We start from the raw sequence: 12,959 nt of genomic DNA, 5'->3' as shown, positions 1-12,959 counted from the left end.
TTCGCTTGCCAGCCACGAAAGGCTGCCTTTAGCATCACGCTTATGCCTTCTGATCTGTTCGGGATCGAAAAACCGCCAGATCGACGCTTTCTATCGCATAAACACACTGCACCTAGATTGCAGGACCGATATAATGCGGCCCTTTGCCGTCGTTTCGTCGACGCGTTTGCCCCCAAAGGGCCGCCGTTTCCGTGGAAGAACCTATGAAAAGCGCAGAAATCCGTGAAGCCTTCCTTCGCTTCTTCGAAGAGCAGGGCCATACCCGAGTCGCCTCCAGTTCGCTGATCCCGAACAACGACCCGACCCTGCTGTTCACCAACGCAGGGATGAACCAGTTCAAGGACTGCTTCCTCGGTGCCGAGAAGCGGGCCTACACCCGTGCGGTCAGCAGCCAGAAGTGCGTGCGTGCTGGTGGCAAGCACAACGACCTGGAAAACGTCGGCTACACCGCGCGTCACCACACCTTCTTCGAAATGCTGGGCAACTTCAGCTTCGGCGACTATTTCAAGCGCGATGCGATCACCTTCGCCTGGACCTTCCTGACGTCCGACAAATGGCTGAACCTGCCCAAGGAAAAGCTTTGGGTGACCGTCTACGCCAGCGACGACGAAGCCTACGACATCTGGACCAAGGAAGTCGGCGTGCCGGCCGAGCGCATGGTGCGCATTGGTGACAACAAGGGCGCCCCATACGCCTCCGACAACTTCTGGACCATGGGCGACACCGGCCCGTGCGGCCCGTGCACCGAGATCTTCTACGACCACGGCGCCGACATCTGGGGCGGCCCACCCGGCTCGCCTGAAGAAGACGGCGACCGCTATATCGAGATCTGGAACAACGTCTTCATGCAGTTCAACCGCACCGCCGACGGCGTGCTGCACCCGCTGCCAGCGCCGTCGGTGGATACCGGCATGGGCCTGGAACGCATCAGTGCGGTCATGCAGCACGTGCACTCGAACTACGAGATCGACCTGTTCCAGAACCTGCTGTGCGCCGCGGCCACGGCCATCGGTTGCAGCAACGACGCCCAGGCATCGCTGAAAGTCGTGGCGGACCATATCCGTTCCTGCGGCTTCCTGATTGCCGACGGCGTGCTGCCGTCCAACGAAGGCCGTGGCTATGTGCTGCGCCGCATCATTCGCCGTGCCTGCCGTCACGGCAACAAGCTGGGCGCCAAGGGCAGCTTCTTCTACCAGATCGTTGCCGCCCTGGCTGCCGAGATGGGTGAGGCCTTCCCTGAGCTGAAAAACCAGCAGGCGCACATTGAGCGTGTGCTCAAAGCCGAAGAAGAGCAGTTCGCCAAGACCCTGGAGCAGGGCCTGCGCATCCTCGAACAGGACCTCGCCCAGCTGCAGAGCAACGTGGTACCGGGCGACGTGGTGTTCAAGCTGTATGACACCTATGGCTTCCCGATGGACCTGACCGCCGACATCGCCCGCGAGCGCGAGCTGACCATCGACGAGGCCGGCTTCGAGCGCGAGATGGACGCCCAGCGTGAGCGTGCGCGTTCCGCCAGCGCCTTCGGCATGGACTACAACAGCCTGGTCAAGGTTGACACTGCCACCGAGTTCCTCGGTTATGACGCCACTGAAGGCCAGGGCAAGATCATCGCCCTGTACAAGGATGGCCAGTCCGTCGACCAGCTGGGTGAAGGCGAGCAGGGCGTCGTGGTCCTCGACCGCACGCCGTTCTACGCCGAGTCCGGTGGCCAGGTGGGTGACAGTGGCTTCCTGCAGGCCGGCGCAGCACGCTTCGACGTGCGCGATACCACCAAGACCGGCGGTGCCTTCCTGCACCACGGTGTGGTCGCCAGCGGTGCGCTGGTCATCGGTTCGCCGGTCGAGGCCAAAGTCGATGCCGACGTGCAGCACGCCACTTCGCTGAACCACTCGGCCACTCACCTGCTGCACGAAGCGCTGCGCCAGGTGCTGGGCGAGCACGTGCAGCAGAAGGGCTCGCTGGTCGACAGCCAGCGCCTGCGCTTCGACTTCAGCCACTTCGAAGCGGTGAAACCGGAGCAGATCAAGGCCCTGGAAGACATCGTCAACCGTGAAGTGCGTAAGAACACCCCAGTTGAAACCGAATTGACCGATATCGAAACCGCCAAGGCCAAGGGCGCCATGGCCCTGTTCGGCGAGAAGTACGGGGATACCGTGCGCGTGCTGAGCATGGGCGGCGATTTCTCCGTCGAGCTGTGCGGCGGTATCCATGCCAAGCGCACCGGCGATATCAGCCTGTTCAAGATCATCAGCGAAGGCGGCGTCGCTTCTGGCGTGCGCCGTATCGAAGCGGTGACCGGCGCCGCCGCGCTGGCCTACCTGAACGCTGCCGAAGAGCAGGTCAAGGAAGCCGCGCAGCTGGTCAAGGGTAACCGCGACAACCTGATCGACAAGTTGTCGGCTGTGCTCGAGCGCAACCGTCAGCTGGAGAAGCAGCTGGAACAGCTGCAGGCCAAAGCCGCCAGCGCCGCAGGGGATGATCTCTCCAACGCGGCCGTTGAGGTCAAGGGCGCCAAGGTCCTTGCTGCCCGCCTGGATGGGCAGGATGGCAAGGCATTGCTGGCCCTGGTCGATCAGCTGAAGAACAAGCTCGGCCACGCAGTGATCCTGCTGGGCAGCGAGCATGAGGGTAAGGTCGTGCTGGTGGCCGGCGTGACCAAGGACCTCTCCAGCCAACTCAAGGCTGGTGACCTGATGAAACAAGCTGCTGCTGCAGTAGGTGGCAAGGGCGGTGGCCGTCCGGACATGGCCCAGGGTGGTGGCGTAGACGTCGCCGCCCTGGACCAGGCCTTGGCGCTGGCCGTGCCGTTCGCAGAGCAGGGACTTTGAGATGAAGGGGCGAGTGGTCTAGTCACTCGCCCCTTCATGTTGGATGGTTTTTTTGGGGCCCTGTATGGGCTGAGGCACCATTGAAATGGCGTTGATCGTACAGAAATTTGGCGGCACCTCTGTCGGTTCCATCGAGCGGATCGAGCAGGTTGCCGAAAAGGTCAAGAAACACCGTGAAGCGGGCGACGACCTGGTGGTTGTGCTGTCGGCCATGAGCGGCGAAACCAATCGCCTGATCGACCTGGCCAAGCAGATCACCGATCAGCCGGTCCCGCGTGAGCTGGATGTGATCGTGTCCACTGGCGAGCAGGTCACCATTGCCCTGCTGACCATGGCCTTGATCAAGCGTGGCGTGCCAGCGGTGTCCTACACTGGCAACCAGGTGCGCATCCTCACCGATAGCTCGCACAACAAAGCGCGCATCCTGCAGATCGACGACCAGAAGATTCGCGCTGACCTCAAGGAAGGGCGCGTGGTGGTCGTGGCAGGCTTCCAGGGTGTCGACGAGCACGGCAGCATCACCACCCTCGGCCGCGGTGGTTCCGACACTACCGGCGTGGCCCTGGCGGCTGCGCTCAAGGCTGACGAATGCCAGATCTACACCGACGTCGACGGCGTCTACACCACTGATCCACGCGTCGTGCCGCAGGCTCGCCGCCTGGAGAAGATCACCTTCGAAGAGATGCTGGAAATGGCCAGCCTCGGTTCCAAGGTGCTGCAGATCCGTTCGGTGGAGTTCGCCGGCAAGTACAACGTTCCGCTGCGCGTGCTGCACAGCTTCAAGGAGGGTCCAGGTACCCTCATTACCATTGATGAAGAGGAATCCATGGAACAGCCGATCATTTCCGGTATCGCCTTCAACCGTGATGAAGCCAAGCTGACCATTCGCGGCGTGCCGGACACCCCAGGCGTCGCCTTCAAGATCCTCGGCCCGATCAGCGCCTCGAACATCGAAGTGGACATGATCGTGCAGAACGTCTCGCACGATAACACCACCGACTTTACCTTCACCGTGCACCGCAATGAGTACGAGAAGGCTCACAGCGTGCTGGAAAACACCGCACGTGAAATTGGTGCCCGCGAAGTGATTGGCGATACCAAGATCGCCAAGGTGTCGATCGTCGGTGTTGGCATGCGTTCCCACGCAGGTGTGGCCAGCCGCATGTTCGAAGCCCTGGCCAAGGAGAGCATCAACATCCAGATGATCTCCACGTCCGAGATCAAGGTTTCGGTGGTTATCGAAGAGAAGTACCTGGAGTTGGCCGTACGCGCGCTGCACACCGCGTTCGAACTCGACGCGCCTGCCCGACAGGGCGAGTAAGGCATTGCCTTGAGGGGCGCGGCTTGCCGCGCCCTTCGCGTTTCTGTGGGTTACGCAGGCCCTGTCCTGCCAGCGTGGCCCGCATCAAGGTCCTGCGTCGCTGTCCACGACCAGGTCCGGTTGTTCCCTGACTGTTATCCCTGAATGTTTGCGTAAGGAGAAAGCTATGTTGATTCTGACTCGTCGGTGCGCCGAGAGCCTGATCATTGGAGACGGCGAGATCACCGTGACGGTACTTGGCGTGAAAGGAAACCAGGTGCGTATCGGCGTCAGCGCTCCGAAGGAAGTGGCCGTTCACCGCGAGGAAATCTACCTGCGTATCAAGAAAGAGAAGGATGAAGAGCCAAGCCTTTAATTTTTTTGAAGTTTTTTTCAAAAAAAGGGTTGCAAAGGTGAAAGAGGTTCTTTAATATTCGCCTCGTGTTGCGGTGAGGTGGCCGAGTGGCCGAAGGCGCTCCCCTGCTAAGGGAGTATACCTCATAAGGGTATCGGGGGTTCGAATCCCCCCTTCACCGCCATTATTCGCTTAGAGCGCTGTAAACGGTAAGAACGCTAAGTAGTTGATTTTAAACGAAAAAAGTTCTTGCAAAAATGTTTCAGCGACCTATAATGCGCGGCAAGACACGGACTCATAGCTCAGCTGGATAGAGTACTCGGCTACGAACCGAGCGGTCGGAGGTTCGAATCCTCCTGAGTCCGCCACTTTTGAAGTGGCTTTGCTTACAAAGCTGTTTCGAATAACCAGTGGTAACCTGGTCTAAAACTACCATTGCGGACTCATAGCTCAGCTGGATAGAGTACTCGGCTACGAACCGAGCGGTCGCAGGTTCGAATCCTGCTGAGTCCGCCACTTTTTGAAGTGGCTCTGCTTGCAAGGCGGCTTCAGTAAACCAGTGGTAACCTGGTCTAAAACTACCACCACGGACTCATAGCTCAGCTGGATAGAGTACTCGGCTACGAACCGAGCGGTCGCAGGTTCGAATCCTGCTGAGTCCGCCATACATCAAGAAGCCCGCTCATTTGAGCGGGCTTTTTGTTTTCTGCTGTATTCGTCGTCAGTCATTCTGTGCCTCCGAAATCGAGCACCGCCCGCGCGGCGCATCGCGAATAAATTCGCTCCTACATTTGGTGCAAACGTACCCCTCCAGTTGCGCCATGGTTGTCAGCCCTGGCCTATCCTTCTAGAAGGAGTTGCGATTTGCATCATCGCACCTACGGCTTCGAGCGTTGTCCTAGCTTTATCGCGCAAACGATTGTTCTGGCCAAAAATTTAAGCGATCTGACAGCTTAGGCAGTGTATGATTGCGCCCGTCAGCCCCGCCGGGGCTTGTGGAACACCACCATGGACTTACCCAGTAGTTACTCCTTAACACGATTCATACGACTTGATCTGACCGATTGACTCCCTCGGCGTGCTCCGCTGCTGGGAGTGGAGTTCGCCTATGACTGAAGTAGAAGTAAAGAAAGCGCAAGAGAGCCTGCAGGATCGCCTGGCCCAGGTGGTCGACCTGTTGCATCGCCAGCGCGTAGTGGAAGACCTGACCCACCGTCAGGAAGGTCAACATAATGACCTGGTGGAGAATCTCGTCCACCGTCAGAACCTGGTCGAGCTGCAACGCAAGCTCGACGACCTGCACCCTGCCGACATCGCATACATCCTCGAAGCCTTGCCCCTGGACGACCGCCTGACGGTCTGGCAGCTGGTGCGCTCGGATCGTGATGGCGATATCCTCCTTGAGGTTTCCGATTCGGTTCGCCAATCGCTGATCGCCGACATGGATGATCACGAGCTGCTCGCCGCAGCCAAGGAGATGGACGCCGACGAACTGGCCGACCTGGCGCCGGAGCTGCCGCGTGACGTCGTTCACGAGCTGATGGAAACGCTCGATGCTCAGCAACGTGAACGTGTGCGTTCGGCGCTGAGCTACGACGAAGAGCAGGTCGGTGCACTGATGGACTTCGAGATGGTCACCATCCGCGAAGACATCAGCCTGGAAGTGGTCCTGCGCTACCTTCGCCGCCTGAAAGAGCTGCCCAACCACACCGACAAGCTATTCGTGGTCGATTACGACGGCATCCTCAAGGGTGTGCTACCGATCAAGCGCCTGCTGGTCAACGACCCGGACAAGAAGGTGGCGGAGGTCATGGCGACTGACCCAGTGTCCTTCCACCCCGAGGAAGATGCCTACGCCGCTGCGCAGGCTTTCGAGCGTTATGACCTGGTTTCGGCGCCGGTGGTGGACAAAAGTGACCGCCTGATTGGTCGTCTGACCATCGATGAAATGGTCGACCTGATTCGTGAGGAGAGCGAAAGCGAAGTCCTCAACATGGCAGGTCTGCGCGAAGAGGAAGACATTTTCGCTTCAGTCTGGCGTTCGCTGCGCAACCGCTGGGCGTGGCTCGCGATCAACCTGATTACCGCATTCATCGCTTCTCGGGTCATTGGCCTGTTCGAGGGGTCGATCGAGAAGCTGGTGGCCTTGGCTGCGTTGATGCCGATCGTGGCGGGTATCGGCGGTAACTCCGGCAATCAGACGATTACCATGATCGTCCGCGCCATGGCGCTGGATCAGGTGTCGCCGGGCAACACCAGCCGTCTGATGCGCAAAGAGCTGGCGGTGTCGTTGCTCAACGGCCTGATCTGGGGTGGCGTTATCGGGGTCGTGGCGTTCTGGTTGTATGGCAGCTGGTCACTGGGATTGGTGATGACTGCGGCCATGACCTTGAATTTGCTGCTGGCGGCACTTTTAGGCGTACTGATCCCGATGACCCTGACGCGCCTGGGTCGCGACCCGGCCATGGGGTCCAGTGTGATGATCACTGCGGTAACCGACAGCGGTGGTTTCTTCATCTTCCTGGGGCTGGCAACGCTGTTCCTGCTTTGATCACACCTGCAGTGGGGGCTGGATACAGTCCCCATGACACAACGAAAAAAGCCAGCTTACGCTGGCTTTTTTGTGCTCGCTAAGCGCCTCAGGAGGCGTCGGCGGCCATTTCCACATCGTGAGCGATGAGAGCGACCAGCGCGTTCTGCTGGCGGTGGGACAGTTGGCGGAAGCGTTGCAGCAACTCGCGCTCATGCAGGGACAGTTCAGGGCTGTCCAGGCGCATGCTCAGCTCGTCACCCAGCGCACCTTCCTGGATAAGGCTTTGTTCCAGGCGTGCGATGATTTCGGAGTTCATGCTGCGGTGGTGGTTGCGCGATACCTCGGCAATGCGCTCACGCATTCCGTCTGGCAGGCGGACGACGAACTTGTCAGCGGTGCGGCTCGAATAGATAGCCTGTTTCATTGGGCGCATATAAATTGACCGGTTTTTGGTTCAGGGGAAGCGGTTCTCAAATTGGCCGCACGGGATGGTGGTACGACCGTGGCGACGACAAAATGTTCAACCGACAGGAAAATTTGGTGCTCATCTTGCCTCAAGGTCGCCGTTTCCTTGGCGTCAATTCTGTGACAAATAGTGATCCCGGTAAAGGCTTTTTGCCAGTACCAATTATCAGAAATGAGTACTGGTTTGAAAAGTTTTGCATTCCCAGGTTCACCGTACCGTCAGACCTTTGCCGTCAAAAACCTGTAAAACGCAGCAAAGGTCACAGAAAACCACTAAAATGCGCGGGTTTCCTTTCATAGAGCATAGTGGCTATGCAACATGACGCAAGCGCTCAGACTAAAGCCTCAGGCCGCCTGATATTTCTGATAGGACCGTCGGGTTCGGGAAAAGATTCCCTGATCGATGCAGCTCGTGCGGAGCTGACTACAGCGGGTGTGGAAATCGCCCGCCGGGTCATTACCCGTTCCGCCGAGGCCAAAGGGGAAGCGGCACATGGCGTTACGTCAGAGCGATTCGCGGCGATGCGTGCGGCCGGGGAGTTCGCCATGTGCTGGCAAGCCAATGGCTTGGAGTACGGCATCCCCGCGCAAGTAGATAAATGGCTTGGGCAAGGGCGATCGGTACTGGTGAATGGTTCGAGGGCCTACTTGCCGGAAGCACGCCGGCACTATCCGGACCTTCTGGCCGTTTGCCTTGAGGTCCGGCCTGAGGTATTACGCGAACGCTTGCTCGCCCGAGGGCGGGAGACTCCGCTTGAAGTCGATCAACGTCTGGCACGCAGTGCCCGGCTGCAGGCAGAACCTGATTCGGCGGTGCACCGGCTGGACAACTCGGGAGCGTTGGTGACGGCCGTGTGCGCCTTGCTCGACCTGCTGCGCAAGGAGGGGCTGCCGGTTTGATTGCGCCGGAAAGCCCCTACGTGCAAAAAGCCCGATTGATGCATGACAAACGGCAGTCCGCTGGTTAACATGCTTGCCATCCAGCTGTGCAGCGCTCGCTGCCGGTTCTTGTGTCTCAGTAGCTCAATTGGATAGAGCATCCCCCTCCTAAGGGGAAGGTTGGCCGTTCGAACCGGCCCTGGGACGCCATATTTTTGCTACCTGCAGTTACCCGCCTTGCGATACCCCGCCGCCTGCGCCTCGGCCTCGGTGCCAAATGCCACCTGGTTTTTCTGCGAAACCTGGCTGTAACCCGGGCAACCACTCGCCAGGTGATACACATGGCTGTTGCGATTTCCCAAGATCGCAGCGTCGATCGACGCGTTCGCCAGGGTCGGAGCGGTCACATCCTTCACGACGTTCTTCGGGGCTGCTGATGCGGTAATGCCGGTTGCGCCCGCAGGCTTGTAACCCAGTGTCCACGTCCTTGCGCCGGTGACGAAGGGGTTGGAGTGACCCATGATCGCGGCAATGCGCTGGTCTCGCTGCTTTTCCCACGCCGATACCGGGTGCTGCTTGTTCCAGGCCATCAGCAATTGTTGCTGCTGGCGCGACATGTTCAGCTGGTAGCGATCGAACATGTAGAACGTCGTGCGGGCAACCAGGCCTTTCACCTCATCGCGTGGTTCGGCAACTTTTTGCTGGAAGTCGACCTTGGTGGTGCACTGGCCGTACTGTGGAGCGACACCCGAGACCATGCCGTAGTTGAAGTTGCTACGGTCACCGTTCACTTCACCCACGGACGGGTAGAGGTTGAACAGGTCGGCCTCCATGGCGCGGAAGGTCGGGTCCTTGTCGACGCACTGCTCGCGCCCGCCATTCTGCCAGCACTGACGCTGGTGGCCGAAGGTCCAGGCCGGCACGATGTGTTCCCACTCGGTGCGCTCGGCCCGGGTCTGCAGCTTGCGGGTTTCATAGCCGCAAGACTTGGCATCGACTCGGCCACCGGACTTGCCAACCCAGGTCCATTTGCAGCCACAGTACAACTCGCCCATCGAGCTGTTGGCCTGGTCCTGGTAAATCTTCTGCTTGGCGATGGCCTTGGCTTCGGTAAAAGTCGCGGGAGGGTTGGCGAAGGCACTGGGGATGGCAGCGAGGGCGAGGGTAACGACGTACAGCAGTTTCTTCATGAGAAAACATCATCGGATTACAGGGGGGCGCGATTATACGGCCTCCCCACGTCGATTAATGCCCTAAAATTGTGGTGCCACGCCTACAGACCCAAATGCTGGAGTCCCCACAGCGCCGCCATGCCAACACCCAAGGTCAGCAGCGTACTGCGCGTGCGCCAGGCCACCACTCCGGCGACGACAGCTGCAGGAATCTGCGGATTGCTCCAGGCGAGCCCGCTGTGCGCGTCCTGGAACACCACTGCTGGCAGCACCAGCGCGGCCAGCACGCTGGCCGGTACGTACACCAGTGCGCGCCTGAGCGGGGGCGGCAGGCGCAGGGCGCCGTAGAACTCGATGAAAGACAGGCGGATGGCGAAGGTGCCTGCGCCGATCAGCAAGAAGGTGGTCCATTGCGCCAGTTCGCTCATGGTGCCTCCGCTTCGGCATCGTCGTTGTGCGTAACGGGCGCGCCTTTGCGCCATTGCTCAAGGGTCAGTCCGGTCGCCACGCCGCCGATGGAAGCAACCAGCAACCCCAGGTTGTAGGGCAGGTCGTGCGCAAGCACCGCCAATGCGCCACCGACCAACGCAGCGCCGAGGGTGGCTGGGTTACGGATACCGGGGATGAGCAGCGCCAGAAAAGACAAGGGAATGGCAAAACCCAATGACCATGACTCAGGTATCCCGCTGCCCAGGAACACGCCTGCCAGCACCGCCAGGTTCCAGCCGAGCCACATCGGTACTGCGGTCCCTACGTAATAGGGGAACGCGAAGCGACCCAAACCACCCGCTGCGAATTTCAGGCTGCACAGGGCGAACGATTGATCTGAAAGCAGGTAGGCCAATGGCCACGTACGGCGCCGAGGCTGGGCGCTAAGGTGAGGGGCAAGCGCAGCGCTGTACATCAAAAAGCGCAGGTTGATCACCAGGGCTGTGACCACCATGGTCATGGGCAGCGCGCCGTTTTGCATCAGCTGTAGCACGACCATCTGCGCGGAGCCCGAATAGAACAGCAAGGTCATCCCCAGGGTGTCTAGCGGCGACATGCCCATGCCGACTGCGGTAACGCCGGTGATCAGGCCGAACGGCACCACGCCGGTGGTCAATGGGAGAACACCGCGGGCACCGTCCACGAACGCGTGCATCCCACTTCGATAATGCATGAGAGGTCCTTGAGAATAACTGCGAAAGCCTTTGTGTGGTCGCTTCAAGGTAAAGCGCTTACACACTTGGTAACAACGCAGATTTCTGAAATATTAGGCCTAGAAAAACTCAGGCTCAGAACATGTCTCTAGATTCCCCCACGCGGCACATTTTGCAGCTCAACGCCCTGCGGGCATTCGAAGCATCCGCTCGACTCGGCGGTTTTTCCCGTGCCGCCCAAGAATTGAAAGTGACCCCCGGTGCCATTGCAGCGCTGGTCAAAACGCTGGAAGCCCAGTACGGCGCGGCCCTGTTCGAGCGTCATGCAAAGGGCGTGAGGTTAACCCCGTTGGGCGAGAGCGTGAGTGCCCAGTTCACCGAGGCATTTGATGCCGTTGAATCGGCTGCACGCACGCTGCGTCAGCTGTCGGCCCCGCAGCGGGTGCATATCGTCACGTCGCCGGCTTTGGCGCAATTGTGGGTCGGGCCCCGGCTGCCGCGTCTGACCGAAATGCTCGCACCCATTGAAATTTCGGTCACGGCGGTCGATGAGCCGCCCAACCTCAAGCGCAGCCCGTTTGATCTCTGCCTGTTTTATGTCGAGCGGCTGGAGCGCAGCCAGCGCAGCCTCGCCGAGGAGCAGGTGCTGCCGGTCTGCAGCCCTGCGCTGGCCGGGCGGATCAGGGGCGCGCAAGACTTGGCCAGTGCTCGTTGCATCAAGGATGTTGGCTGGCGAGATTGGGATGTGTGGTCCGAGGCCGTCCTGCCCGAGCAGCATTTCGTCGCCCAAGGCCCCGGTTTTTCCTTGTACTCGATTGCGTTGCAGCAAGCCTTGCTTGGGGCGGGTGTGCTGATCGGTCGCAAAAGCCTGGTGCAACCTTACCTGGACAGCGGTGAACTGGTTGCGCCCCTTGATCGACCGGTGCCGCTGGGGTTGACCATTGCTGCCTGGCGGCTGCCCGGCGCGGCTGGCAACCAGCGGGTGGCGGCGGTGGAAGAGGCCCTCTTGCAGTTGGCGTGAACGGCGCATCGGTAAATTAGGGCGCCTGGGCTATTCCGCTTGCCTTGTACACGGAATATGCTCACCCGGCAGAGGAACGATATTGCCGCCAGCGGCAATCTACGAACACCGTCGGCAGCACCTTGATCGGGAGCGCAGTTGCTGGACATCAGGGAGAGCGTCCATGAGTAACGAATCCAGGCCGGTGCCCGCCGGCTTCAGTGAACAGCAGCTACAGATGTTGTTCGAATTGATCAGCGATGGCATCTGGGATTGGAATGCCAACACCGGCTACGTCTATCGTAACCCCGGCTGGTACGCCATGCTGGGTTACGCCAGTCATTCGATGGCCAACAGCGTGCTGACCTGGGAAAGCGTGATCCACCCCGAGGACTACCCACGGGTGATGGCCCACTTCGAGGCGTACATCAACCAGCGCAACGAGCGCTACCTCATCGAATACCGTTGCCGCTGCCAAGATGGCAGCTACTTGTGGATCGAGGACAGCGGCCACATCATCGCCCGCAACGACGACGGCTCGGTGGCGCGCATGCTCGGCGCGCATCGCAACATCGACGCCGGCAAGCGCCTGGTGGCCGAACTTGAGCAAAAAAACCAGTCGCTGGAGGCCCAGGTGGCCGAGCGCACCCGCGAGCTGTCCTGGGTCAACCAGCAGTTGCAGCGTCAGCTGGACGAAAATCGCGAGCTGGCCGAGCGCGATGCACTGACCCGCATCGCCAATCGTTACCGGTTGGAAAAGTCGCTGCAGCAGGAGTGCAGGCGCGCGCAACGCTTCCGTGAGCCGTTGGCGGTGATTGCCATGGATGTGGACGACTTCAAGCCGATCAATGACCGGTATGGCCATGCCCAGGGCGATGCCGCGTTGGTCAGCGTCGTGGAGAACTTGCGTACCTGCCTGCGCGACCAGGATCTGCTGGCGCGCTGGGGCGGGGACGAGTTCGTCATGGTGTTGCCGCAGACCACGCTGGGCGAAGCGTTGGAGGTGGCGGCGCAGTTACGTCGAGCAATGGTTCAGGTCGAGCCGATCGGCGAGTGCCGGCTGACCTTGAGTTATGGGGTGGTGCAGTGGCAGGAAGGGGAGGATCAGGATGATCTGCTCGGGCGGGCTGACAAGGCTTTGTACCGGGCCAAGGGATCGGGCAAAGACGCGATTTCCGAGTGAGTCTGTACCGACCTCTTCGCGGGGCAAGCCCGCTCCCACAGGTACACCACTGACCTTGAAGCCAGTGGTGTACCTGTGGGAGCGGGCTTGCCCCGCAAAGAG

The 12,959-nt window shown here is 60.1% G+C and carries 11 protein-coding genes and 5 tRNA genes; 12 read left to right on the top strand and 4 right to left on the bottom strand.

Features of this window, described 5'->3' with window-relative positions:
- Nucleotides 1–203: 203 nt before the first annotated feature.
- The 8 genes from alaS to mgtE all read left to right on the top strand — a co-directional run bounded on the left by alaS (nucleotide 204) and on the right by mgtE (nucleotide 7,034).
- Entirely contained in the window at nucleotides 204–2,828 is a 2,625-nt protein-coding gene (gene alaS / locus ACZ6YA_RS15085) for an alanine--tRNA ligase (protein WP_465897916.1), read from the top strand.
- An 85-nt stretch (nucleotides 2,829–2,913) separates the two neighbouring features.
- The gene (locus ACZ6YA_RS15080; protein WP_465897915.1) at nucleotides 2,914–4,149 is read left to right on the top strand and encodes an aspartate kinase; all 1,236 of its coding nucleotides are present in this window, start codon (nucleotides 2,914–2,916) and stop codon (nucleotides 4,147–4,149) included.
- Between the two features lie 166 nt (nucleotides 4,150–4,315).
- Nucleotides 4,316–4,504 (top strand): carbon storage regulator CsrA, encoded by a 189-nt coding sequence (csrA, locus tag ACZ6YA_RS15075; RefSeq protein WP_003254503.1) that lies wholly within the window; start codon nucleotides 4,316–4,318, stop codon nucleotides 4,502–4,504.
- Between the two features lie 72 nt (nucleotides 4,505–4,576).
- Nucleotides 4,577–4,667 (top strand) — tRNA-Ser (locus ACZ6YA_RS15070).
- Nucleotides 4,668–4,774: 107 nt separating this feature from the next.
- A tRNA-Arg gene (locus tag ACZ6YA_RS15065) sits at nucleotides 4,775–4,851 on the top strand.
- Between the two features lie 71 nt (nucleotides 4,852–4,922).
- Nucleotides 4,923–4,999: transfer RNA gene (locus tag ACZ6YA_RS15060), tRNA-Arg, on the top strand.
- 72 nt (nucleotides 5,000–5,071) lie between these two features.
- Nucleotides 5,072–5,148 (top strand) — tRNA-Arg (locus tag ACZ6YA_RS15055).
- 443 nt (nucleotides 5,149–5,591) lie between these two features.
- Nucleotides 5,592–7,034, top strand: coding sequence for a magnesium transporter (gene mgtE / locus ACZ6YA_RS15050; protein WP_465897914.1), 1,443 nt, complete (start codon nucleotides 5,592–5,594; stop codon nucleotides 7,032–7,034).
- 88 nt (nucleotides 7,035–7,122) lie between these two features.
- On the opposite strand, the gene ACZ6YA_RS15045 is transcribed toward mgtE, so the two are convergent.
- Nucleotides 7,123–7,449 carry an Arc family DNA-binding protein gene (locus ACZ6YA_RS15045; protein WP_400795218.1) on the bottom strand — a complete coding sequence of 109 codons (327 nt, stop codon included), beginning with the start codon at nucleotides 7,447–7,449 and terminating at the stop codon, nucleotides 7,123–7,125.
- Between the two features lie 344 nt (nucleotides 7,450–7,793).
- Here ACZ6YA_RS15045 and phnN point away from each other — a divergent pair, with 344 nt between their 5' ends.
- Together phnN and ACZ6YA_RS15035 are read left to right on the top strand one after the other, a co-directional pair.
- On the top strand, nucleotides 7,794–8,381 hold the full coding sequence (gene phnN, locus ACZ6YA_RS15040) for a phosphonate metabolism protein/1,5-bisphosphokinase (PRPP-forming) PhnN (protein WP_465897913.1): 588 nt from the start codon (nucleotides 7,794–7,796) through the stop codon (nucleotides 8,379–8,381).
- A 112-nt stretch (nucleotides 8,382–8,493) separates the two neighbouring features.
- Nucleotides 8,494–8,570, top strand: a tRNA-Arg gene (locus ACZ6YA_RS15035).
- Between the two features lie 8 nt (nucleotides 8,571–8,578).
- Here the strand turns inward: ACZ6YA_RS15035 and ACZ6YA_RS15030 are convergent.
- From ACZ6YA_RS15030 to ACZ6YA_RS15020, 3 genes are all read right to left on the bottom strand, one after another.
- The gene (locus ACZ6YA_RS15030; protein ID WP_465897912.1) at nucleotides 8,579–9,550 is read right to left on the bottom strand and encodes an endonuclease; all 972 of its coding nucleotides are present in this window, start codon (nucleotides 9,548–9,550) and stop codon (nucleotides 8,579–8,581) included.
- 83 nt (nucleotides 9,551–9,633) lie between these two features.
- Nucleotides 9,634–9,960, bottom strand: a complete 327-nt coding sequence (locus tag ACZ6YA_RS15025) for an AzlD domain-containing protein (protein ID WP_465897911.1) — start codon at nucleotides 9,958–9,960, stop codon at nucleotides 9,634–9,636.
- A complete protein-coding gene (locus ACZ6YA_RS15020; protein ID WP_465897910.1) occupies nucleotides 9,957–10,694 on the bottom strand; it encodes an AzlC family ABC transporter permease in 738 nt (245 codons plus the stop codon). Before ACZ6YA_RS15020 ends, ACZ6YA_RS15025 begins: the two co-directional genes overlap by 4 nt.
- Before the next feature lie 122 nt (nucleotides 10,695–10,816).
- On the opposite strand from ACZ6YA_RS15020, the gene ACZ6YA_RS15015 reads away from it, so the two are divergent.
- Nucleotides 10,817–11,695: a LysR family transcriptional regulator gene (locus tag ACZ6YA_RS15015; RefSeq protein ID WP_465897909.1), complete on the top strand. Its 879-nt coding sequence runs from the start codon at nucleotides 10,817–10,819 to the stop codon at nucleotides 11,693–11,695.
- Between the two features lie 163 nt (nucleotides 11,696–11,858).
- Nucleotides 11,859–12,857: a sensor domain-containing diguanylate cyclase gene (locus ACZ6YA_RS15010; protein WP_465897908.1), complete on the top strand. Its 999-nt coding sequence runs from the start codon at nucleotides 11,859–11,861 to the stop codon at nucleotides 12,855–12,857.
- The last annotated feature ends 102 nt before the right edge of the window (nucleotides 12,858–12,959 follow it).

Source organism: Pseudomonas sp. NPDC090752, from assembly GCF_055584805.1.
This window is presented reverse-complemented; position numbering and strand designations above follow the sequence as displayed.